The 22,879-nt window shown below is 66.5% G+C and carries 21 protein-coding genes; 15 read left to right on the top strand and 6 right to left on the bottom strand.

Translation table 11 applies throughout. From position 1 onward, the window contains the following. Nucleotides 1–299 precede the first annotated feature (299 nt). The 3 genes from ACWEKS_RS41315 to ACWEKS_RS41305 all read left to right on the top strand — a co-directional run bounded on the left by ACWEKS_RS41315 (nucleotide 300) and on the right by ACWEKS_RS41305 (nucleotide 4,023). Nucleotides 300–719, top strand: coding sequence for a hypothetical protein (locus tag ACWEKS_RS41315; protein WP_452345167.1), 420 nt, complete (start codon nucleotides 300–302; stop codon nucleotides 717–719). A gap of 396 nt (nucleotides 720–1,115) precedes the next feature. Beyond that, nucleotides 1,116–1,265, top strand: a complete 150-nt coding sequence (locus ACWEKS_RS41310; protein ID WP_452345166.1) for a hypothetical protein — start codon at nucleotides 1,116–1,118, stop codon at nucleotides 1,263–1,265. Between the two features lie 631 nt (nucleotides 1,266–1,896). Then, nucleotides 1,897–4,023, top strand: a complete 2,127-nt coding sequence (locus tag ACWEKS_RS41305) for a serine/threonine-protein kinase (protein WP_452345165.1) — start codon at nucleotides 1,897–1,899, stop codon at nucleotides 4,021–4,023. Nucleotides 4,024–4,719: 696 nt separating this feature from the next. On the opposite strand, the gene ACWEKS_RS41300 is transcribed toward ACWEKS_RS41305, so the two are convergent. Together ACWEKS_RS41300 and ACWEKS_RS41295 are read right to left on the bottom strand one after the other, a co-directional pair. Then, on the bottom strand, nucleotides 4,720–4,962 hold the full coding sequence (locus ACWEKS_RS41300; RefSeq protein WP_452345164.1) for a hypothetical protein: 243 nt from the start codon (nucleotides 4,960–4,962) through the stop codon (nucleotides 4,720–4,722). 194 nt (nucleotides 4,963–5,156) lie between these two features. Beyond that, complete coding sequence (locus ACWEKS_RS41295) at nucleotides 5,157–6,284, bottom strand: NADH:flavin oxidoreductase (RefSeq protein WP_452345163.1); 1,128 nt, start codon at nucleotides 6,282–6,284, stop codon at nucleotides 5,157–5,159. A gap of 115 nt (nucleotides 6,285–6,399) precedes the next feature. On the opposite strand from ACWEKS_RS41295, the gene ACWEKS_RS41290 reads away from it, so the two are divergent. After that, nucleotides 6,400–6,843: a MarR family winged helix-turn-helix transcriptional regulator gene (locus tag ACWEKS_RS41290; RefSeq protein WP_452345162.1), complete on the top strand. Its 444-nt coding sequence runs from the start codon at nucleotides 6,400–6,402 to the stop codon at nucleotides 6,841–6,843. A gap of 145 nt (nucleotides 6,844–6,988) precedes the next feature. On the opposite strand, the gene ACWEKS_RS41285 is transcribed toward ACWEKS_RS41290, so the two are convergent. After that, nucleotides 6,989–7,636 (bottom strand): TetR/AcrR family transcriptional regulator C-terminal domain-containing protein, encoded by a 648-nt coding sequence (locus tag ACWEKS_RS41285; RefSeq protein ID WP_452345161.1) that lies wholly within the window; start codon nucleotides 7,634–7,636, stop codon nucleotides 6,989–6,991. Between the two features lie 93 nt (nucleotides 7,637–7,729). Between ACWEKS_RS41285 and ACWEKS_RS41280 the strand changes: the two genes are divergently transcribed. From ACWEKS_RS41280 to ACWEKS_RS41265, 4 genes are all read left to right on the top strand, one after another. Then, complete coding sequence (locus ACWEKS_RS41280) at nucleotides 7,730–9,214, top strand: FAD-dependent monooxygenase (RefSeq protein ID WP_452345160.1); 1,485 nt, start codon at nucleotides 7,730–7,732, stop codon at nucleotides 9,212–9,214. A 257-nt stretch (nucleotides 9,215–9,471) separates the two neighbouring features. Next, nucleotides 9,472–9,915, top strand: a complete 444-nt coding sequence (locus tag ACWEKS_RS41275) for a hypothetical protein (protein ID WP_452345159.1) — start codon at nucleotides 9,472–9,474, stop codon at nucleotides 9,913–9,915. 287 nt (nucleotides 9,916–10,202) lie between these two features. Next, nucleotides 10,203–10,448 carry a hypothetical protein gene (locus ACWEKS_RS41270; RefSeq protein WP_452345158.1) on the top strand — a complete coding sequence of 82 codons (246 nt, stop codon included), beginning with the start codon at nucleotides 10,203–10,205 and terminating at the stop codon, nucleotides 10,446–10,448. A gap of 250 nt (nucleotides 10,449–10,698) precedes the next feature. Continuing rightward, the gene (locus ACWEKS_RS41265; RefSeq protein ID WP_452345157.1) at nucleotides 10,699–11,430 is read left to right on the top strand and encodes a hypothetical protein; all 732 of its coding nucleotides are present in this window, start codon (nucleotides 10,699–10,701) and stop codon (nucleotides 11,428–11,430) included. Between the two features lie 323 nt (nucleotides 11,431–11,753). Here ACWEKS_RS41265 and ACWEKS_RS41260 read toward each other — a convergent pair whose 3' ends face one another. Beyond that, a complete protein-coding gene (locus ACWEKS_RS41260) occupies nucleotides 11,754–12,362 on the bottom strand; it encodes a TetR/AcrR family transcriptional regulator (RefSeq protein ID WP_452345156.1) in 609 nt (202 codons plus the stop codon). 63 nt (nucleotides 12,363–12,425) lie between these two features. Here ACWEKS_RS41260 and ACWEKS_RS41255 point away from each other — a divergent pair, with 63 nt between their 5' ends. The 5 genes from ACWEKS_RS41255 to ACWEKS_RS41235 all read left to right on the top strand — a co-directional run bounded on the left by ACWEKS_RS41255 (nucleotide 12,426) and on the right by ACWEKS_RS41235 (nucleotide 17,449). After that, nucleotides 12,426–13,502, top strand: a complete 1,077-nt coding sequence (locus ACWEKS_RS41255) for a saccharopine dehydrogenase NADP-binding domain-containing protein (RefSeq protein ID WP_452345155.1) — start codon at nucleotides 12,426–12,428, stop codon at nucleotides 13,500–13,502. Further along, the gene (locus ACWEKS_RS41250) at nucleotides 13,499–14,410 is read left to right on the top strand and encodes an alpha/beta hydrolase (RefSeq protein WP_452345154.1); all 912 of its coding nucleotides are present in this window, start codon (nucleotides 13,499–13,501) and stop codon (nucleotides 14,408–14,410) included. Before ACWEKS_RS41255 ends, ACWEKS_RS41250 begins: the two co-directional genes overlap by 4 nt. A 481-nt stretch (nucleotides 14,411–14,891) precedes the next feature. Then, nucleotides 14,892–15,182 carry a DUF4342 domain-containing protein gene (locus ACWEKS_RS41245; protein ID WP_452345153.1) on the top strand — a complete coding sequence of 97 codons (291 nt, stop codon included), beginning with the start codon at nucleotides 14,892–14,894 and terminating at the stop codon, nucleotides 15,180–15,182. A gap of 100 nt (nucleotides 15,183–15,282) precedes the next feature. Beyond that, nucleotides 15,283–16,746 carry a wax ester/triacylglycerol synthase family O-acyltransferase gene (locus ACWEKS_RS41240; protein ID WP_452345152.1) on the top strand — a complete coding sequence of 488 codons (1,464 nt, stop codon included), beginning with the start codon at nucleotides 15,283–15,285 and terminating at the stop codon, nucleotides 16,744–16,746. Nucleotides 16,747–17,011: 265 nt separating this feature from the next. Continuing rightward, complete coding sequence (locus tag ACWEKS_RS41235; protein WP_452345151.1) at nucleotides 17,012–17,449, top strand: GNAT family N-acetyltransferase; 438 nt, start codon at nucleotides 17,012–17,014, stop codon at nucleotides 17,447–17,449. A gap of 501 nt (nucleotides 17,450–17,950) precedes the next feature. On the opposite strand, the gene ACWEKS_RS41230 is transcribed toward ACWEKS_RS41235, so the two are convergent. Both ACWEKS_RS41230 and ACWEKS_RS41225 read right to left on the bottom strand, forming a co-directional pair. Next, nucleotides 17,951–18,727, bottom strand: a complete 777-nt coding sequence (locus tag ACWEKS_RS41230) for an SDR family oxidoreductase (RefSeq protein WP_452345150.1) — start codon at nucleotides 18,725–18,727, stop codon at nucleotides 17,951–17,953. A gap of 69 nt (nucleotides 18,728–18,796) precedes the next feature. Beyond that, the gene (locus ACWEKS_RS41225) at nucleotides 18,797–19,123 is read right to left on the bottom strand and encodes a YciI family protein (protein ID WP_452345149.1); all 327 of its coding nucleotides are present in this window, start codon (nucleotides 19,121–19,123) and stop codon (nucleotides 18,797–18,799) included. Nucleotides 19,124–19,408: 285 nt separating this feature from the next. On the opposite strand from ACWEKS_RS41225, the gene ligA reads away from it, so the two are divergent. Further along, entirely contained in the window at nucleotides 19,409–21,400 is a 1,992-nt protein-coding gene (gene ligA, locus ACWEKS_RS41220) for an NAD-dependent DNA ligase LigA (RefSeq protein WP_452345148.1), read from the top strand. Nucleotides 21,401–22,547: 1,147 nt separating this feature from the next. Further along, nucleotides 22,548–22,769, top strand: coding sequence for a DUF397 domain-containing protein (locus ACWEKS_RS41215; RefSeq protein WP_354851270.1), 222 nt, complete (start codon nucleotides 22,548–22,550; stop codon nucleotides 22,767–22,769). Nucleotides 22,770–22,879: the final 110 nt, after the last annotated feature.

Below are 22,879 nucleotides of genomic sequence, written 5' to 3'. Positions count from 1 at the left end.
TGCTCGAACGCTGCCCCCAGTTTTGGGGGCCGCCGCTGTTGCTAACGGTGTCCGAGGATCATCCGACGAATGGACTGTGAGTCCGAAAAAGCGCAAGGTTCAACAGTTCTCGGCGCGGATCGGTGTCCTGGCGGCGGTTGCGATCGCGACGCTGGTCGGGGCCGGCGGACCCGCCGCTGTTACGTCATCAATGCGACGGACGGCGTGATCGCCGGCAAGGGCACCGCGGCTCTCACCCTCGGCCGGCGGCAGACCGTCCGGCCGAACCGATTTCGACCCTGACAGGAGATCGATACACCATGACGCGAATTCTGAACTCGCCCAAGACGAAACGGATCGCTGCGGGTGCTGCCGCACTCGGCGTCGTCGCAAGCGTGACCGCACTGACCGCGCCGTCGGCCTCGGCGACCGTCACCAGCATCGCGATCGCGCCCGCCTTCACCCTCGGCACCCACACGTACGGAACGACCTGCTCGTACACCGTCACCGTCGCGGTGGACGACAACAGCCAGACCGTCTACTTCTTCGAGGAGGGCCAGGGCCCCAGCGGATTCGCCGAGGCGAAGCCTTCCAACGGCGTAGCGAAGGCGACCTGGACCCCGTCCTCGACGAAAATCACCTACATCTACGCCATCCAGCCGAACGCGACAGCTCAAATCAGGCAGCCCGTCGATGTCGGCACCGGCATCAACCTCGGATCCGCCTGCGTAGCAATCTGATCCGGCCACCACCCGACCTCTTCTCGCCCCACCCCCGATGCTTTGAGGAGTTACACATGCTCGCACGCCGCGGAATCTCTGCCGCCCTCCTGATCGGCGCCGCAACCCTGTCCGCCGCCGGCACCGCCACAGCCAACCCCCTCCCGCTCGAATCGCCCGCTCCGGCAACAACCGAACCCGTCGCCGGCGGCTTGTGCAACGCCGACCCCCTTCTCGCCCTGTGGTGCTTTATCGCCAGCCCCTCGGCATAACCGTCGTCTGCCGGCGTGGGTGGCGGGTCAGCAAAGGGAAACTCGCCACCCGCCTCGGCCTTCGCCACCCCGACCGGTCGGCGGCACGAAGCGTGCAGCGTAGTCGACCGAATCCCGTGCAGGGGTCGCTTGGATCCCGTGATCAGTGGGCGTCGTCGAGGAGCCGGGAGGAGACCTGTGCGCTATTCGTTTGCTCGCGCTCCGATTGCTCGTTCGCCTGAACCTGTTCGGCGAGGATGTCGGCATGACCGGCGTGCCGGGCATCGACCCGGTTTCCAGGCCGGCTTATCGGTGACGCCCGCGACCGATCTCGGTCCCGACTGGTCCATGACCGCCCGGTCGCGGCCATGGGCTTTGTACAACCGCGGTGGAATCGGGGCCGACCAGCAGTGCTGTGTCGGCACCCAGGGCGTGAGATATTGCCCAGGGGTGAAAACGATCGCCACCTATGGTGGCTATTCGGGACGAGCGCCGACGCCGAAGATTCTTGTCAAGGCTGTTACCAACGAAGCGGCAGACCTCACCCATCGCGCGCCGCGCCGATACACGAACCAGCTCTCCAGGAGTTCACGAATGCCGTTTACCTTTGTCGCGGATGTTCGCGACCGAGCCGATGCCTACCGCGCTACACCTTTTTCCGTGAGGTGGGCCGCGAACTGGTCGCGGAGGCGGTGAACCACCGTGCACTCGACTCCGACACACGGGCAGTGGGGGGCCGGCCGCCGTACCGGCCGCGTGCCGCACGCTGCTCGCAGCATGCAGCGAACCACAATCCTCCAGACGAGTCTGTGGAACGAGACGGCACCCCCATCAGCAGTGAGTCATCAGCATTCGCTCGATGTGTCGGCGCGAGAGCCGGTCGATCCCCGAGCAGTCGTAGCACGCCGGCCCATACCGTCGGACTAGAATGTGAGGGGGCATAGATCGTGTGGCAGTGGGGTCGCACTTTCGCCGAAGGGGCCGAGGCCGCATCGTCGTCCAGCTGGCAGGTCGACAATGTTCAAGCGCCGATTCTCGATTCTGATCAACCTGCGCAGGTTGCCGACAACGCAGGCAAGGCAGTCGTGAACAACCTACGGCCGCCACTGATGCCAGGGTCGACGTTCGGGAAATATAGCCTGCGGCGGCTGATCGGTTCCGGCGGGATGGGCCGGGTATTCGAGGCACTCGACACCACCAAGGGCCGGGTAGTCGCGGTGAAAGTGCTGCCCGAACAGCTGGCCGACGACCCGGTCTATCGGGCCCGGTTCCGGCGCGAATCCCACATCGCCGCGCTGCTGCAGGAGCCCCACGTCATCCCGATCCACGACTACGGCGAGATCGACGGGCTGCTCTACATCGACATGCGACTCGTGCACGGCGAAAGCCTCCGCACCGTGCTGAGAACCCGCGGCCCGCTGCCGCCCGAGCAAGCTGTCTCGGTGATCTGCCAGATCGCAGCCGGACTCGACGCGGCACACCACGACGGCCTGGTCCATCGTGACGTCAAGCCGGACAATATCCTGCTCACCCACGACGGGTTCGCCTACCTGGCCGACTTCGGCCTGGCCAACACGAACACCGACGAACGCCTGACCCAGACCGGATCGGCGATCGGGTCGTTCAACTACATGGCACCCGAACGTTTCCAACCCGGCCCGGCCACCCCGGCTGTCGACGTGTATGCCCTGGCGTGCGTGTTGCACGAATGCCTGACCTGCACCCGCCCTTACGCGACCGATGGGGGCGACGCCGCCATCATGCGGGCCCACATGTACGAACTTCCACCCCGAACGAGCAGCTACGCACCGGGAATCCCGGTCGCGATCGACGCTGTCGTCGCGCGCGGCATGGCGAAGTCGGCTGATGAACGCTACGCCAGCGCCGGCGAACTGGCCGCCGCCGCTCACGCCGCACTTGCACCGTCAACCGGCGACGCCGCAGACGATAGTCCCCTTGCCGTATTCGAATACGATCCGACCATGGCGGCGCATCCCGCATCCCGGGCGACCTCCACGCCCGAGGCGAGATCCGTCCCTGGGCCCAGGCGCCGGCCACGCCGCCTCTGGATCGCCGCTGCCGTGGCCGTCGTGGCCGTCGTGGCCGTCGGAGCCTGGTCGCTGCTCTACAAGCCCGCACCACCGGCCCCCGGGGCGGCGAAATCCGAGTTCACCGACGACGACATCACTCTGCTGATGAACGCGCAAGGCCCGTACAACCGCAGCATCTGTCATCACTGGAAGCCAGAGGCGATTCTGGGGGAGAAAGCCCGTCTCGCCTGCGACGAGATTCCCGAAATCCGCGTGCCCAGAGCGGAGTTCCACCTGTTTCCCAGCGCCGACGCGCTAGGCAAGGCCTATCACGGCTTACCGGTACAGACCAGCAGCTGTCCGGGCTATCCAGCCGGCCCGGACGGCCCCGCGACGAGAGACGGCAGGGAGGTCGGGCGGACGGCCTGCTTCATGGATGCCACTACGACACCACCGACGTCGGGGGTGATCCAAACCGACGACGCGGCCATGAGCATGGCGGTTTTCTACTTCACCGAGTCGGTGGGCGGTAGCGCAGGCTTGTTCTGGACACTGAGCGACACGGGAGAGGGGAATTCGCAATTCCGGACCAAACCGAAGGACCCGGATTACACCACTCAGGCCGACCGCGATCTGCTCACCAAACTGCCCAAAACCTACAACCCACGATACTGTCGACACGAGTCACCCGAGAGCGATGCGACCGCCGTCGTCGTATGCTTGGGCAACGAATCTGGTGCGCCGACAGCAACCTTTTTCCAATTTCCCGACCATCCGATCGCGACCCAGTTTTTCGATGGTGTCATGAGGAAGTCCGGCGGGCGCGCGTGCGCCGGTGCAACGGTTCCCGAGCAACCGTCGATTCGAAATGGCGCTACCGTCGGTCGGTTCACCTGCACCACCGATCCTGTGCCGACGCTCGTTGCGTTGGATCAGAGCAGCGACATCGCCATTCGAGTCAAAGCCGTCGGTCCCGATTCCCCCTCGAACCGTCCCAAGACCGATCAGGGTTTGATCGATTGGTTCAAAAAGAACCCGCTGTAGGCGCCGATGTCTCCGCCGCGTCGGCTGAGCAGCGTCGACCGCACGTCGATTCGTCGATAACTCGCGTCATGCCGACTGACGAAGTCAACTGGTCTTCGATGCCGATGCGACGTGCGAACTCGGTAAGTCCGGGCGGTGGTTGCTTTCCGTTTGCGATCCTCACCAGCACCAGCACCAGCACAGCCCCGGCTGAGGCAGGGGCTGTGGCTCTGGCCATGGATCCTTGGGCTTCGGTTGCTCCCTGGGGCCACCGTGTCCGGCTTCGCCAGCCGCTCGTTCATGTCACAGGTGGGCTGCCCGGGCGCCGCAGCCAGTCCGCCCTGGTCCGGGGCTGGAACACCCCGGATAGATCTGGCAGGAGCCTCCGCCCCTCCGTGTCCTGGAGAGCCCGCCGCCCGGTGGGGAACTGAGTTAGCAGTCGAAGTGAGGGCACCGAAGTATCGGCGGATGCCAGTAGCTTTGCGAGGCGGCATCGAACGACGACACGGATGTCACCGGTGGTGCCGCTAGCGCCAGCGACCCCGACATCCCCAAGACGCTGGGGCCGAGCAGCATGAGTCCGCCGGTAAGGGCCATCGAGAGCAGGACGCGGCGCCGGGTACGCAAGCGCATTCGCCTGCCGGGGGTCCCGGGACGAGAAGACAGAAACTGAACAGCAAGAGGCATCTGCATCACTTCCCTGGGGGCCGGTATCGCTCACGACGTGAACAGGGTCAATCCTCGTCTGTGAACGGATCGCGCAACACCCACCCCAGGGTGAAAACCCGCACCTTCCCTGACCAGCCGGCCGATCGGATATTGGAACAGGGCCACTCCTGCCGTGACCGATTCGATGGTCACGTCGAACCCCGCACGATCGACATCCCCATTGAAAATCAACGGGCCCTGAGTCTTCGACGTCGGCAGAGCGCACGCTACTGCCGAGTCGAGTGCGTTCACGCGCTCCACAATGCCCGTAAGTTGCTTCCCGACAACAACTTCGGCTGGCACAGCTCCAGCCGTCGAGTACAGGATTCAGGACTGGGCGGAGAGGGCGACGTGGATCACCGCCGAAGTGACGCATCCGTGGCGGATGCACCAGCCGACGACACGGAGTCGCCCACCAGCTCGTGACGCGTCGCTACCGCCGACGGCTAGCTCAGTGTCTTCAGTGCGGCCGCGTCGTACGGCTTCAGTTCGTCGATCCGCCCCGCCAGGACCTTGGACGCCCACTCCGGGTCCTGGAGCAGGGCTCGGCCGACAGCGACCAGATCGAATTCGTCACGCTCCACCCGGTCGAGGAGGTTGTCGAGGCTGCCGAGTTCGGCGCCCTCGCCGGTGAACGCACGCAGGAAGTCGCCGTCGAGGCCGACCGAACCGACGGTGATGGTGGGCTTGCCGGTGAGCTTCTTGGTCCAGCCGGCCAGGTTCAGGTCCGAGCCCTCGAATTCCGGGCGCCAGTAGCGGCGGGTGGAGGCGTGGAAGGCATCGACGCCGGCCGCGGCGAGCGGGGCCAGGATCGCTTCCAACTCCTGCGGGGTCTCGACGAGCCGCGCGTCGTAGGCCTCCTGCTTCCACTGCGAGTAGCGGAAGATCACCGGGAACCCGGGTGAGACGACCGCCCGGATCGCCGCCACGATCTCGGCCGCGAACTTCGTCCGGGCCACGGAATCGCCACCGTAGGAATCGGTTCGGCGGTTCGTCCGTTCCCACAGGAACTGATCGAGGAGATAGCCGTGGGCGCCGTGCACTTCGACGCCGTCGAAGCCGATGCGCTCGGCGGCCGCAGCGGCATCCGCGAAGGCGCCGATGACGTCGTCCAGGTCACCCTGGGTCATCGCCTTGCCGGTGCCCTCGGTGCCGTCGACGCGAATGCCGGAGGGGCCGACGGCGGGGGCATCGGCGTAGGGCTCCTCGCCATGCTTGCGGACCATGCCGATGTGCCACAGCTGCGGCACGATCCTGCCGCCTGCGGCGTGCACATCCGCCGCCACCTTCGCCCATCCCGCCAGCTGCTCTTCACCGTGGAATCGAGGCACCCGATCGCTCTGCCCGGCCGAATCGTGGCCGACGTAGGTCCCCTCGGTGACGATCAGCCCCACGCCGGCTGCAGCGCGGCGGGCGTAGTAGGCGCGCACGTCCTCCCCGGGAACGCCGCCGGGGGAGAACATGCGCGTCATCGGCGCCATCACGATGCGGTTCGGAACGGTCAGTCCGTTCAGCGTGACGGGTCGTGACAGAACCTGAGCCGTGCGAACGGCGTCGGACGCGGTGACGGTCACTGGGCACTCCTCGTGGTTACTTGTCAACCTAGATGGTTGAGAACTTCAAGCAATATGGCAAACGCTAGTGGTAAATATTTGAGGTAGTCAAGTTTCTGTGGATAGGCTGGTTCATATGGCAGCAGCTCCCCGCGTCGACACCGCTCAGCTCATGGAGCTGCTCTCGGTGTCGCTCGGCGCCTACTACGGAGACTTCACGCTCGCGGCGGCGAGCGAGAACCTCACCGCGATTCAGGGCAAGGCGCTGACCGTGCTGCGCCGAGGCCCGATTGCGATGCGCGCCTTGGCTCACATCATGGTCTGCGACGCCTCGAACGTGACAGGGATCATCGACCGGCTGGAGAAGCGCGGGCTCGTGCGCCGCGAGGCCAGCGCATCCGACCGGCGCGTCACGAACCTCGTCATCACGGTCGAGGGCGAGCAGGTCACCGACGCCATCCGAGCGAAGATGCACACCACTCAAGAGGGCCTGAACAGCCTCAGCGCCGAAGATCAGGACCACCTGTATGCCCTGCTGAAACGGGTCTTCGTCTCCCAGCTCGCCGCCCGGCCGGAGTGAGCGGGCACACCTCGGTGCGGTCTCTCGGTAAGTGCGCGCGGCCGTCCGCGGAGGCGCTGATCCAGTGGCGAGCCCAGACCGACCCCGCCGCCCGGCGGCGGCGATGAACTGTGAAAGGTAGTGCTGGTCGGCCGAGCTGGTCGAATCACCCCGCTCGTGTGGTGGCGAGGATTCCGGCGAGAATGACGCGCACCCCGTGGTCGAACTCCGCGTCCGGATCCGCGGTGAAGGTGTCGGCCACCATGCGCGCCGTGCGCGGATAGCGGTCGGAGTCGATCCCCTGGCCGATATGTTCGAGCTCGTAGGGGTTGCCGTCGACGTACTCCGCGCCGGTGCGCGACTGTTCCTCGATGACGAAACCGACGGTGTAGTGCAGCAGGATCGGGAAGACCCGGCCGGCTTCGGGCAGCGCGAAGCCGGCATCTTCCAAGGTGCGCAGCGTCAATTCGACCGTGCGCCACATGGATTCGTCGCTCACATAGGTGCCCGCTAGGACCTTCGCCCCGTCGCGGTAGCGGAGCATCGACCGCCGCAGCCGCCCGGCCACCGCAGCCACCCAGTCCTGCCAACTCTCTCCCTGCCGTGGTGCTTCGACATCGGTGACGGCGGAGGTGAACACGGAACGCGCCATGACATCGAGCAATTCGCGCTTGTTCTTGACATGCCAGTACAGCGCGGGCGCTTGCACATCCAGCGCCGCGGCCACCTTGCGCATGGTCAGGCCGTCGAGACCCAGCTCGTCGAGCAATCCGAGCGCAGCCTCGGCGATCACGTCGGCGTCGAGCTTCTTCATCGACCACCCCTTTCGTCCGATTCCTTGACAGCTTAACAACGTTCTGCTCTCCTTAACATCGTTAAGCGATTTAACGTTGTTAAGGAGAGCGTCATGGAAACCACCGAGGTAGTCATCGCCGGATCCGGGCCGACCGGGCTCATGCTGGCCGCCGAACTGAGGCTCGCGGGCGTCGATGTCGTCCTGGTCGACGGACTTCCGGCGCGCACCGGCGAATCACGGGCCGGTGGTATCCACGCCCGCAGCATGGAGATCCTCGATCAGCGCGGACTGATTGATCGGCTGCTGCCGCAGGGCCGCATCATGCAGGCCGGGCACTTCGGGGGACTGTCGCTGGACTTCAGCGACTTCCCCACCCGCCGCCCCTACATGCTCGCCATCCTCCAGTCCATTATCGAACGCGAACTCGACACGCACGCTACGGAATTGGGCGCGGACACACAGTGGGGTTCGCCGATCACCGGATTCAGCCAGGACGGCGCGGGCGTCGAGGTCGAGATCGGCGGAGCCAACCCCCGCCGGATTCGCGCGGCCTATCTCGTCGGTTGCGACGGTGGCCGCAGCGCGGTGCGCAAGCTGGCGGGCATCGCCTTCACCGGGACGGATGCGACCGTGACCGGAATGATTGCCGATGTCGAGCTGGCGGATCCGCCGGCGCAGCCCTTCTTCGCCCACCGCAGCGACCCGGGTGACTTCTCGGTGGTGCAATTGCAGCCCGGCTGGTACCGGTTGATCGTCCAGCGGCACGACATGGTGCTGGAACGTGGCGCCGAGCTGACCTTCGAAGCCTTCCGCGAGCACTTCATGGAGCTCGCGGGCACCGATTTCGGCATGCACAGCCCGCGCTGGGTAACGCACTACGGCGATGCCGCCCGCCAGGCCGAGCAGTACCGCGCCGGGCGGGTATTCCTCGCCGGGGACGCCGCCCACATCCACTACCCGGCCGGTGGTCAGGGCCAGAACCTGGGCATCCAGGACGCGGTCAACCTCGGGTGGAAGCTGGCAGCGGTGTTGCGCGGCAACGCATCCGACGAACTGCTCGACACCTATGAGACCGAGCGCCACCCCATCGCGGCCCGCGTCCTGCACAACACCCGCGCCCAGACGGCCCTCATGCGCCCGGGTGCGCACACCGACGCACTGCGCGACACCGTGAGCGATCTGATCGACATGGACGCGGTCCGCACGCGGCTCGGCCTCATGATCACCGCATTGGACATCCGCTACGACACCAAGAGCGACCACCCGCTGGCCGGACGCCGCGTACCCGACGCCGGCCTCACCACCGCGGACGGCGAAACCCGGCTCCACCGGTTGCTTCAGCAGGCTCGCCCGGTCCTGTTCGTGCTCAACGGGAATGCCGTCCCCGACGTGGCGCGGTGGCAGAACCGGCTCGAGATCGTCACCGCCGAAACCCACACCGCGCAGTGGGCCGTCCCCGCAGTCGGAACCGTCCCGGCCCCGGCCGCCGTACTCATTCGCCCCGACGGTTATGTCGCGTGGGCGACCGATGAGTCGAGCACGGCCGGTCTGATCGATGCTCTGACAACCTGGGTCGGCGAACCGGCCTGCGTGTAGGGCAAATCGACAACTCGGCGTTGCGCCCTCCTGGACGAAGGCACGTAGACGACGCCACGACGAAATCGGGCGCTTGGCAATGGTTCAGCAGAGAGATCTACGGGAGGGCCCTATCATGCTGACCGCTACAGTCCACGATTGTGGACCAGCCTCGGGAAGTCTCAGCACCACCGGCGATCTTTCGATCTTCGTGGGTCCGTTGGGTAGAGATGTTGTCGCTGGGCCCGTTAGGGATCGCGGGCGGCTGGTTGCTACTCGTGACGACCACGACCACCGGCTCGCGGCTGACGTTCCCCGTGGTGGCGCCGATCGTCGCGGGAATCCTTTCTCTTCTTGTCGGACTGGACCACATCGTCCGTCCCTCACTCGAGGTGACAGTCGACGATCAGGGCGTGACGTTCAGCCCCTTCGGCCGAATTCCGTGGGCTGCGATATCGCGTATCCATCTGATAACCGCCCATGGCAGTAGGTATCTGGCCATCGAACTGGTCGAGCCCAGCCCGAAGATCACCGAAAGGCGTTGGCTCAGATGGATCTACGGCCCGATAGGCAAGATCGCGGTCGGCTACCCACTGACCATCTCGGAGCGCTGGCTGCGCCCGACATCGCTGGACGACACTGCCGCGGAACTGCACAGCAGAAACCCTGGCCTGGTCATCGAAAGATCCGAACACCAAGGCTTCCGCCGAGCCCATCCCTAGCCGCCTCGTCCCGAGCATCAGACCCATTCGGTCCGATCGCGAATGGTCGCCACCGCCAATCGTCTTTACGGGCAATTCGTGAAATGCCGCTGATCGTGCTGTCTGGAGCGGCGAGCGCGTGTGTTGAAAGATATACGGGCTCAGCGCCGTACAGCCACTGGTAGTGCTCACCAATGACGAAGAGCCTTGCGAGCCTTAGGTTTCAGACCCAGGCACAGCAAACTCATTCGCGCCCAGTATGTGCCGACGCTAGCGATACGGTCATGTCCCCTTGCCCGGAATGCGGTGTGCTGCAAACGTCTCTCAAGGCCAAGTTCTCTGAAATCTGCAGCGTATGTGCGGTACCTGCCGAGTGGCCAGCGCTGCCCGCTGGGGTACGTGGCGAGTTCGATCGTTTGCTTCAGCATGGAAACCGGATGCAGGCAATCAAGATGGTGCGTGACAGCCCCGCGATCGAGCCGCAGCCCAGCCTCCATTGGCTGATGGATGCCCTCGTCTACCGTGCGAAAGTTCTCCGACTCAACGACTTTTGAGCGTATTCGTCCCTGATCGATGCACGGACGGAGCGGTGATATGTCCAAAAGTGCGATAGCTTCGCTCCAACCGGTACGGACTAGGTTGACGGCGAGCTCCATCCGCCTGTCTAGGAGAACGACCTATCCTGCACCGCTGATCGCGCTGATCTGACATCGCTTCGCCGATCGCAGTGGATGCAGCTTCACCGTATTACACTGCGCCGTAGGCTCGGACGATGTGTGCCGACAGTCAGAGAGGACAGCGACCATGGGGGACCTTCATCGTCCAGGCCGGCCAGCGGATCTGCCGGACGCCTGGACGTTGTGGGCTCGGTGGGCAGCTCTCGCCGTGGCCGGGTACGACCGGGAGACGGAGCGGCAGTCGGATCGAACGGGCATCTGGCTCAACGACACCGGGTTGCACTGGGACGACTGCGGATGCACCTGGTGGACGCTCGCCTGGCTGGGTGAGGGTCGAGCGGTGCTGTTCGGTGAGGACGAATCCAGCGATATCCGCTCGTACAACTACAAGTCCGAGCACCCGGCGATCGACATGCTCGCCGGAGCGCCCGACTGGCTGCCGCGGGCGGACCTCGAGGAGATCGATGACATGCTCGGCTGCGTCTACTGGTGGGACAACGCGGCCTGGCATCGCGCCCCCTACCCTGACGACCTCACCGACGACGGCCTCGACTGCGGCGTCTCTCGTTTTGTCACCCGCACCGACCTCGTCCACGACATGGCAGCCGATCTGGAAGTCCGCACCGAGTCCTTCCCCGAGGCCCTGGCGCTTTGTGACCGCTTCGTCCACCACGCCGAGCACGGCACCCTCTCCATGACAGCCCTCACCGAATTCGTCACAGCGACAGCACGTCTGGGATCCACCCTCACCCTGGAATCCGACCTCCCCGGAATGCTCGTCCTGGCCCACCGGGCCGGCCTCGACACCCCACCCTGGAGCCCCACTCTCGTCCTCCAGCAAGAACTCAGCCCTGCCTGAGGCTGCCCCGGTCACGCCGGGTGTGAAACAGCGATGACCGTGTACTGACCAGGAAACTTCTCGGTGCTTGCCTGCACCCTCGTCGCCAGACAAGGCCGAGACCCTTTGGCATCAGCGAAATCTGCCATGACTGATGAACCTGCCTCACCGGCTGGTGCAAGCCGGTCCGAACGCATTCTTCTGCCGGTTCCCCTTTGGTTCGGCTCGACCTGTCGCGCCGCATACAAGGCCACGCGCGGCTCAGTTGCTCGACAGGCGTAGGCAGCGGCGAGTCGGCTCGCGTATTGGGCTGCCGGGGACCGAACGCTCCGGGGTGTGGCGGGTTACGCGTCGCGAATGCCGACGTTGAGGAGGTGCAGGGCTGCGTCGACGGTGGCGGCGACGAGGGTGTCATCGAGGGGGCCGGTGGCTGGGAGCATTGCGTGCAGCAGCAGGGGGCCGGTCAGGATGTCGGAGACGACGGTGGGATGAGTGAACGGCGGGATCTCGCCGCGGTCGACGGCGCGTTGGAACATTGCTTGGGTCGATCGGCGGCGTGGCGCCATGAAGGCTTCGTGGAACAACGCACTCCATTGCGGGTCGCCGCTGAGGTCGCCGAGCAGGCCGGCGATGCCTGCGGCGACGACCGGGGTGCGGAAGAACTCGACCTGTAGGCGTTGCAGCTCGATCAGGTCGCCGCGCAGGGTGCCGGTGTCGGGCGCTGGATCGGTGCCGAAATGCTCGGCCAGGGCGCTGGCGATCAGGGCGACGCGGCCCGGGAAGCGGCGGTACAGCGCGGTGCGAGTGGTACCGGCCACGGTAGCGACGCGGTCGATGGTGACTGCACTGTAACCGTCTGTCAGCAACAGCTGTTCGACGGCGGTGGCGATGGCGGTGTCCAGGGCCGCATTGCGGGGGCGGCCCATCCCGGCGGATTTACCTTTGTCAGACATACGCTACGGATTGTATCGGATTGACTCTTGCCAGACATACGCTACAGAACGTAGCGTATGTGCATGGGTGAAATCTGGATCGTCGGCGCGACCGGCCGCGCCGGGCGAAATATCAGTGCCGAACTACGCGGCGGCGGGCATCGGATCGTGCTGGTCGGCCGCAATGCTCAGCGGCTGGCCGAGGCCGCCGCGACGATCGAGGCGTCGGGCGGGGTGCCGCTACGGACGCTGGTCACCGATGATCCGCTCGCCGAAATCGCTGCGGGCAGACCGGATGTCGTCGTCAACACGGTTGGGCCGTTCGGTGCGACGACGGTCCCGACCGCGCAGGCTTGTGTGGCCGCGGGCAGTCACTACGTGGATCTGGCCAACGAATTCCAGCCCGTGCGGTCGTTGCTGGAGATGGATTCCGCGGCCCGGGCCGCGGGGTCGACACTGGTCACCGGCGCAGGATTCGGCACCCTGGCCAACGAGGCGCTGGTGTACGAGCTGTGCGCGGGGCGCCCGTCCCCGATCCGCGTCCGGGTGGCGGCGATGCCCGTCGTGGACGGCCTGGGACCGGCGGTGCTGGCCAGCGTGGTGGATGCGGCGGCGACCGGCGGGCTGGTCTACCGAGACGGCCGCCTCGTGCGGACCCGGCTCGGCGCTCACTTGCAACGCATTCCGCGGCCCGACGGCACGACGCGTGCCACGGTGGCGGTACCCACCGGCGAGCTGGAAGCCGCGCTCCGCGCCTCGAATGCCGGTGACGTGATCGCGACCTCCAGTGAGGTCCCCACCGGCCGGGTGGCCCGGGCCGCCCTACCGATCGTGGGCGCGATACTGAGGGTAGAAGCCTTGCGGCGCATCGTGATCCGACTCATCGACCGCTGGCAACTGACACCACCGGCCACGCTCGGTGAAGTGTCGTGGGCATACGCGTGCGCGGAATGGGAGGGCGGGGAAACACGCCGGGCGTGGCTGCAGACCGGTGAGGGTTATGCGTTCACCAGCCGCGTCGCGGCCCTGGTCGCGGCCCGCCTGGCCGAAGGCGATGCCCGCCCCGGTGCGTTCACCCCTGGCGCATTGTTCGGCGCCGATCTTGCCCGATCGGCGGGCGCCACCATCACCCTCGACTCGACCGCGAAGGACCTGCGATGACCGACACCACCCGAGAGCACGTGCGTATCCCGGCAGGTGCAGGCACCGAACTGGACTGCTGGCTCTACCTCCCGTCGTCACCGGCGCCGCACCCGACGGTGGTGATGGCCCACGGCATCGGCGGAGTCAAAGCCGCCGGCTTGGCCCCGTTCGCGGAGTTCTTCGCCGACAACGGCTTTGCCGCCCTCGTATTCGACTACCGCCACTGGGGTCGATCCGGCGGCACACCGCGCGAGCTCCTCTCGATCCGCCGCCAGCGAGAGGACTACCGCACCGCCCTGGCCTGGGCACGTCGCCACGACTCGCTCGACAACGTTCGCCTGTTCATCTGGGGAACATCCTTCGCCGGCATGCACATCCTCGATATCGCCGCCACCGATCCGGCACTGGCCGGAGCCATCGCACAATGCCCCCTCGTCGACGGCCTGGCCGGGATGGGGAATGTGGCTCCACTGCGCGCACTGCGCCTGACCGCTACCGCAGTGGCAGACGCGCTCTCGGGCGTCGTCGGCAACCCGCCGAAATACCTGCCGCTCAGTGTCGGACCCGACAGCCTCGGCGTGATCGCGACAAACGACTCACTGACTGGACTACATCGACTCACCCCAACCGACGGCGAGCCCTGGCCCAACCGCATCACCGCACGATCACTGCTCGACATCGCTGTCCATCGCCCTGTCCGAACGGCCCACCGAATCCAATGCCCTCTACTGATGGTCGTCGCCGAATCCGACACCATGGCCCCCACCGGACCCGCCACCCAGGCCGCCGCACGAGCGCCCCGAGGCGAGCTCTACCGCAGCCGCGGCGGGCATTACGACGTCTATGACGGCGGGATCGACCACTCCGACGTGCTCCGAGTAGAGCTGGAATTCCTCACGAGGCACGCCGCCCACCGCGCCCGATGACCACGCCGATCCTCCTCTCGATAGCTGCAGCCCGACGCAGTGGCGACTGTTCCGGTCATCTGGTTTGCGGCGGTCGAGGATGATGTGGGCGTCATTATCGGTCGCGGTCGTAGCCCACGATTATGGAGTGTCCGCTGCGCACCCATTTTGGCTCTCGGCGCCTCGCGAAACCGCCGTCGATTCTCTGCCCGCGCCGGACACGCACGGTAAGTAGCCGATGCCGCGCTGACCGAACCGGCCAGCCCGAGGCGCCAGAGGGTGATGTTCGGCGCGGTACCGATCAACGGGTCGCAAATCGGACCCCGGCAGTCAGGCGGTTCGGCCCGGTCAGGGGTGGACCTTCGGCCCTGCCGCGAGGCGGTCCCGAAGACGACGATGTGAAGAAAAGAGGGGGTCCGGTCATGAGCCGGACATCGAGGCTGAGCCGCGGGAACGGAGAGGCCGCGGTCCGCCGGACAGCGCAGCGGAGGCGGTGAACGGAATGACGCAGCAAGCGGCGACATCGACAGAGAAGATCGACGTGAAGGGCGGCCACCTTGTCGAGCGGGTCAAGGAATTGGTCCATGAGGGCAACGTTCGTCGGATCATCATCAAGGACTCCGACGGCAAGACCGTGATGGAGATACCCGTGACGGTTGGTGTGGTCGGCTTCCTGCTCGCGCCCACAGTGGCCGCGATCGGAGCGCTCGCCGCGCTGGCCGCGGACTACTCGATCGAAGTCGAACGAGAGACTCCCGACTCGACAGAGACCGGCATCACTGCGCCGGCGTAGGAAATGCGGGCGGTGGCCGGAGGTGGATGATGCCGACTCGTTCCTCCAAGGTCTCGGAACCGCGGCGGCTGTCCAGGCCACGAGGAAGGGACGTGAGGTCATGGCCGAGACCCGTCTGCTGGAACGGGTGACCGCTTCGGACCTGTTCCTGCTGCTCTGGGACGACTACGACTGGTCCACCGACATCGGCGGGCTCGCCATCCTCGACGGCACAAGCCTCCTCGACGAGGACGGCAGCGTCCGGCTCGACGTGGTCCGGCGACACCTCGAGCCGAGAATGCACTTGGTGCCTCGCTTCAGGCAGCTGCTGTGCCGGCCTCGGCTCGGGCTGGGCTGGCCGCTGTGGATCGACGCGCCCTACTTCGACCTCGCTGAGCACATCCACGTCCATGCGCTTGCCGCGCCCGGCGACCAGGGCCAGTTGCTCCAGATATGCCAGCAACTGGCCGGGCGACCGTTCGATCCCGCCCGGCCGCTGTGGGAGCTGTGGCTGCTGCCCGGCCTGCCGGACCAACGGGTCGGCGCGTTCTTGAAGCTGCATCACGTCCTCGCCGATGGCCCGGCCGCGATGGCCGCATTCGGGGCGCTGCTCGACCGGACCGCCGACGCGCCCGTCGAGGGTGCACCGCCGTGGACGCCGACACCCACCCCGTCCACCGGTGAACTGCTTCGCGACAACCTGCGACGCCGCAGACACGAACTGGGGCTTGGGTGGTCGGGCCTTGTCCATCCGAGCAGAACACTGCGCCTTGCACGCCGCGCGTTGCCGGCCTGGCGGGAGGTGCTTACCGAAAAGCCCGCCCCACGAACGAGTCTCAACCACCCCGTAGGCCACGAGCGCCGACTGGCCATTGTCCGCGGCCGCCTCGACGCCATCAAACTCGTCGCCCATGTACATCACGCCACGGTCAACGACGTGGTGCTGACCGCGGTTGCCGGTGGCCTGCGCCAGCTGCTGGCGAGCCGCGGCGAGGATGTCCACGGGCTCGTTCAGCGCGCGATGGTGACCATCTCGCACCACGATGCGCGGCCCGGGGAAGCGCAAGGCAACACGCCCGGATGGATGATGGTCCCGCTGCCGGTCGGTGAGCCGGACTCGTCGTGCAGGCTCACGTTGATCGCCGCAGAGACAAGCGCACGGAGGGACAAGGCTCGCCCCGAGGCGGGCAGCGGAATCTTCAGATTCGTTGCCGGCCAGCGCGTCTGGTACCGGCTGTTTCCGCGGCAGCGGTCAGTGAACCTGGTTGTGAGCAACGTCCCGGGTCCGCCGATGCGGCTGTATCTCGCCGGCGCGCCGCTGCTGGAGGTGTTCCCCGTGCTGCCGCCCATGGGCAACCTGACGCTTGTCGTCGCCGCCCTGTCGTACGCCGGCCAGCTCAACTTCACTGCCGCCGCTGACCAGGACAGCTGCCCGGACGTGGAGGTCTTCGCCCGCGGAGTGCGCGATGCACTCGATGACATCGAGCATCTGATCCTCGGGTCTGAGACGGGCGGTCGGGCTGGTGCCATGGTGTCGGTACCGACACCTGACGCACCGGTTACCCCGCGTCGGTCACCGCGGTGACTGATCCCGCCTTATCGAATCAACGATGCCAGCGGCAACGACGGGCAAGGTTCGACGCCGCACCGGACACGCTGTCAGAGGGTGACGCCGAGTTGCTGCTCGGTTACCTGTGGTCGGCCGAGTGCATTGTCGCGGCACCGGGGGTCATCGAGGATCCAGCGGCGATCGGCGCGAACATCCGCTCGTGTTGCATAGTGCGCGAAGCAAGTGTCGCTCGCTGGGCTCGAAGAGGACGGAAGGTGTGGGCCCGCAGTACAGTGCCGTGGTGGCTGTCACTGTGGAAACACTGACCGAGGTCGACGACGAGATCGTGGAGGCTTTCGACCGACTGCTGCCTCAACTGTCGGCGACGGCGAAACGATTGAGTCGAGAAGCGCTGGCGCAGTTGGCCTCTGCGGAGTCGACCACTGTCCTGGTCGCACGGAGCGATGGACAGATTGTCGGGACGTTGAGTTTGGTGATGTTCCCGATCCCGTCGGGCATCCGAGCGCGAGTGGAAGATGTGGTGGTCGATGACTCGGCCCGCGGTCAAGGCATCGCTGCGGCCTTGATCGAGGAGGCCAAGACGCGGGCTGGTGCCGCCGGTGCACGGACGCTGGATCTGACTTCGCGAGCTTCGCGCTCGGCCGCCAACCGCCTCTATGAGCGGCTCGGATTCCAACCGCGCGAATCACGGGTCTATCGCTTCGCACCGACCGATTGATCCCGCGCGGGCAGTTCGACAAGCGCACTACCTAGCCACATGGCGCCCTGACCGAACCAGCCAACGCGGGGCGTCGGCAGCCGGAACCTGGTGCGGTGCAGACCTTCCACAACTGCCGAGGCGAGTGCAGCCCTGTCACAGGGGTGCGGGCGATGATGTCTTTCATGCTTTCGTTGGCGCCGCAGTAGATACGTCTGACGCGGCTGACGGCCCAGGTGCGCGGGAGATGGTGTATTCGCGAACGAGGGCCTGACCTCCTACGCGAGCAAGTGCGCTGCGGCAGGCGGCTATTCGGCTGCCCCCGCCAGGGCCGCGGTGGACCTGCTCGATACGACGAGAAGGCCGATACGCCTTGGCGATTGAGCGAGAAGGCTTCGAAACGGCTGAGTGTTCTCGGTTCAACGGGTCGGGTGAATGTGCTTCCGGCGCAACGGCTTACGTTGCGCCGGAAGCGAGCTACCGAGCGGCGGTGCTGCGAATGCGGCTTCTCGGAGAGCGCGATTATCGCTGGCCGCCGGCGGCCTCGACTGTGGTGCCGGTGAGGTAGGAGGCGTCGGGGGAGAGTAGGAACGCAGCGACCGCGGCGATTTCATGGGGTTCGGCTAGGCGGCCGAGCGCGGTCATCGATTTGATGACCGCCTCGGCGGGCGCGTCGCGCAGCGCCGGCGGGATGTAGCGGCTCGCCACTTCGGCAGCCATGTCGGTGGCGGTGCCACCCGGGGCGATCGCGTTGATCGAGATGCCGCGCTCGGCGAGTTCGGGCGCCAGGTTGAGTACCATCGCCGAGACCGCCGCCTTGCTGGCCGCATACAAGGTGTGCTGGTAGACACCGATGCGCGCGCTGATCGACGAGGTGAGCAGGATGCGCCCCCCGGCGGTCATCGCCGCGGCTGCCGCCTGAGTGGCAAACAGCTGGCCGGCCACATTGGTGCGAAACACTCGTTCGAAGTCTGCGGGAGTGATCGACTCCAGCGCTCCGAAATGCTCGATACCCGCGTTGCTGGCCAAGATGTCCAGCCCGCCGAACGCCGCGACCACCTGATCGACCAGCGCCCGGGTCTGGTCGGGGTCGCTGACGTCGGCGCGCAATCCCACTGCCTGGTAGCCCTTGTCGGTCAGCTCGGCGACGAGCGTGTCTGCGGACGACCGGTTCGAGACGTAGTTGACCGCGACCGCGGCACCATCGGCGGCCAGCCGGCGCGCGATCGCGGCCCCGATGCCGCGCCCGCCACCAGTAACCAGTGCGCGCTTGCCGGCCAGACGTGGAGAATCGCTCATGGTTCACTCCTCAACGAAATCGTTCGGACGAATGATTCGGCTCTAGAGCAGGACGTTCGATGTCTATCCCTACGCTCGCTCGGAACGGGTCATCGCCGTAAGCGTCTTGACGTCGAATCCGCCGATCCCAAGAATCTGGTGGACTTCCCACGGGATTACTTCGAAGCCGCGATATCCACGGGCGACGAACGGTTCTTTGCGGCACAGGTCATCGAGCTCGGCCCTGGACATATGCCCGAAGACGATGATTCCGAGTTCGCCGTCGAGGCTCGGGCCGGAAAACAACACCTTGCCGGCCAGTTGCTGCTCGCGTATCCAGGCCAGGTGATCGTCGAGGCTGCTGTCGGTCGCCGTGTCTCGATCGCCAAGCCATCGGTGCAACGTCAAGTACCACATTTCAGCCTCCTCGGTACTCGGGTGCGACCCCTGTCAACGGTGCGCCAATTCACGCGCCGCAGACAACCCCCGCTTCCCGTACCGGGTCACCACCGGAGAGCCCTCGGACTCCAGCGAGCTGGACAAGTTGAGCCGGGAGGCCTTCGCGGTACTGCTCGTCTTCGAGATCGCCACCATGAAACCAACCTCTGCGGCAGATATTGTGCTCAGCCACGACGGCCGTCCGGATGGTGGTGACCTACTGCGAGTCTCTGGTGTCGGTGAGTGTCGGTAGCGTCGGGGGTCGTGGAAACTGGGGAACGTATCCAAGAACTCGCGGACCGGATCGTCGCGCTGCGCGACGCCTACTACCAGGGTGCGCCGCTGGTCGCGGACGCCGAGTACGACGCGGTCGAGGACGAGCTGCGTGGCCTGATCGAGGCGCATCCCGACCTCACGCCCGACCCGAATCCGCTGGAGCAGGTCGGCGCGCCCGCGGTGCTGCACGCCCCGATCCGGCACTCGCGTCCAATGCTGTCACTCGAGAAGGCGACCAAGCCCGACCAGGTCGCGGCGTTCTTCGCCCGCTTTCCCGGGCAGCCGGTCGTGGTGATGCCCAAGCTCGACGGGTTGTCACTGGCCATTGTCTTCGAGGACGGGCGGCTGGTGCGTGCGGTGACCCGGGGTGACGGCACCACCGGTGACGATGTGACCGTGCTGGTCCGTGCGCTGGTCGATGGTGTTCCCGAGCGCATCGACGTCCCGGGGCGGGTGGAGGTGCGGGGCGAGGCGGTGATGCTGCGGTCGACCTTCGCCGCCTACAACACCGCGCATCCGGACAAGCCGCTGATCAATCCGCGCAACGCCGCTGCGGGCACGCTGCGGGCGAAGGACCCGGCCACGGTCGCCGAGCGGCGCCTGCAGTTCTTCGGCTTCGACTTGGACACCTCGCCCGACAGCGCCGCGGTCGATCTGGAGGAGGGGTTGCGGGCGCTGGGCATCGCGGGCGCGCAGATGCGGCACTGCGCCGATGCCGAACAGGCGCAGACAGCGATCACCGCGATCGAGCAGAGCCGCAACGAGCTGGACTACGACCTCGACGGCGCGGTGCTGCGGCTGGCCGACCGCGGCGCCTACGCGGCGGCGGGGACTCGGTCGAACTCCCCGCGTGGCGCGCTGGCGTTCAAGTTCGCCGCCGAGGAGAAGACCACGGTGCTCGACGACGTGGTCTGGGACGTCGGCAAGACGGGCAAGATCGTCCCGGTCGCCTGGCTCGAGCCGGTGTTCGTGGGCGGCACCACGGTCACCAAGGCCACGCTGGCCAACCAGGAGGTGATCCGCGCCCGCGACATCAAGATCGGTGACACAGTGCTGGTGCGCCGCGCGGGCGACGTGATCCCGTTCGTGGCGGGCGTACTCGACGCCTCCCAGCGCACGGGCGCCGAGCGCGAGATCGTGCCGCCCACCGTGTGCCCGTCCTGCGGGCAGCCGGTGACCGAGCAGGGCAATAGCCGAGAACTGTTTTGCACCAACGTTTCCTGTCCCGCGCAGGCGGTGCGCAGGCTCATCCACTGGGCGTCGCGCGCGGCGGCCGACATCGACGCCATCGGGCAGGTGTGGATCGAACGTCTCGCCGAGGCCGGAATCCTGGAGCGCCCGTCGGACTTCTACACGCTGACCAAGGAACGCCTGCTCGAATTCGACCGCGTCGGCGAGATCTCGGCGCAGCGCATGATCGACTCGATCGACGCCAGCCGCCAGGTTGGCCTGCGCCGCGCACTGATCGGCCTGGCCATCCCCATGGCCTCCGACGGCACCGCCGCGCGCCTGGCCCGAGCCGGGTTCGGCTCCCTGGAAGAGGTCGCCGACGCAGGCGAGGAACGCCTGGTGGCGGTCGAGGACATCGGCCCGAAAGTCGCTGCCTCCCTGGCCGCGCACCTCACCCGCCTGCGCCCGGAACTGGCGCGGCTCCGAGAAGCCGGTGTCAGCCTGGACGTTCGGGAGGAAGACCTTCCCCCCGTCGTCGCGGCAGGCGCGCCCTTGGAAGGCAAAACGGTCGTGATCACCGGCGCCATCAGCGACCCGCGCTCCGGAGAGAAAGTCGCGCGCCCGACATTCCAGCGCCTGTGCGAGAAAGCCGGCGCGACAGCCGCGTCGTCGGTCTCGGCCAACACCGACATGCTCATCACCGGTGGGGGAGTCGGTGAGGCCAAGCTGGCCAAGGCGGAGAAACTCGGTGTCGCGGTCGTCGACCAAGCAGAAATCTGGAATCTGCTCATCGCCGCGAAGGTCGTCTAGACCCTCCAATTGCGGGGCGATGCGCGCCGCAGCATTGCAGGCCGACCGGTTGTGCCAGACTGGCGACCTCCCGTGCCTACCAGGGTTTCCGAAATGCACGGCCGGATCGGATACGTGAAACTCGTTGGCACCGGCCGTACTTCGGTGCTGCCGGGAACGCCCGGGCACTGTGCGGCGCACCGCGCGCGGCACCGCGCAGGAAATACACACCCCTCGGGTCACCGGTGGCGGACCTCAGACTCCCGTCACCCCGGTGACTCTCCGTAGGACCTCCGGTGCCCAGCGGTAGCGCTGGGCAGCGCATGCAGTGCCAGGGCCCTACGGCCCGGACGCCGTCTCCGCAGCGTCCGGGCCGTCCCCGCCCATCGGAAGGCCGGGCGGAACCTGGAACCGCCGTACAGTTGGGGCACCCGCCAGCAGGGCGGCTGCACTGTCCCGACCGGGTCGGCCGGCGACGGGTAGAACCCGCGAGGCAGTCGATCTCCTGCTCACACTTGATCTTTGCGGCGTTCGAACTGTTCCTCAATCGACGAAACTCCCCATTCCGCCGCATGCTGCGCAGTTGGAATCGGGCACGTGGTTCGGTCGGAAGGTCAACGCTCCGAGGGCAACTCGGACGGGTGCTGGGTTGTCGGCAGCGGGCGGAAGGGCCGCTGGCACCGCTGACCGACCGTCGGGTCCGCGCGGGATCGACTCGCTGAGGGTATCCGACCGGTGGTTGGTGGCACGGGGCCGATCGTGCCTGCTGTTTGCCGGCGTCGGTCTGCGCTGTTACCAGGGTGGGGGTCTTGTCGATGCGGTATCCGGGTGTGGCCGGGTGCCGGTTCTGCGTTGGGTCTCGGTGAGTGGGTTCGAACCTACGCGGTCGTGACCTGCGGCCTTCCGCTGATATCAGCCTGAACTGGCGGCTGGTAGCCACGGAGCGGCCCGCCTGCAGCAGAGGCATCTCGTACCTGCGATCCGTGCGCCACGGTGGTTTGTCGGTGGGTCGCCGTAGAGTTGCGTTCATGAGCATTTCGATGTGCCGGGGCGCGGGCGGGGACGAATTCGGTTGCGCGGCCGGTGGTTCGGATAGCACTGTGTTTGTCGTAAGTGATTCGGACGAAGGGCCATGGGGAGTGGCCCTCCGGGGGAAGGAATGAATGCCATGAACCGCAATATGATTCGCGGGGAGCATCGCGGCCCGAGGTTCGCCAAGAGCAGTTTCAGTTACGGTGGCGGCGATTGCGTCGAGGTCGCGTACCACGAAGGCCGGATCGCATTGCGTGATTCCAAGGATCGGCACAGCCCGACACTGTGGTTCACGAAATCTGAATGGCGAGCGTTCATGTCAGGTGTGCGGGCCGGCGAATTCGATTTCGGCCTCTGACGGGAAAGGTGGTGGGGGGGCGCGGTGGGCGGGGAGCAAACACCACCCCCCCCCCCCGCCCCCCCCCGCCGACCCCGGGACAACTCCAAAAATTAAACTAAAAAAGACAA

This window comes from Nocardia sp. NPDC004711, assembly GCF_053601595.1.
This window is presented reverse-complemented; position numbering and strand designations above follow the sequence as displayed.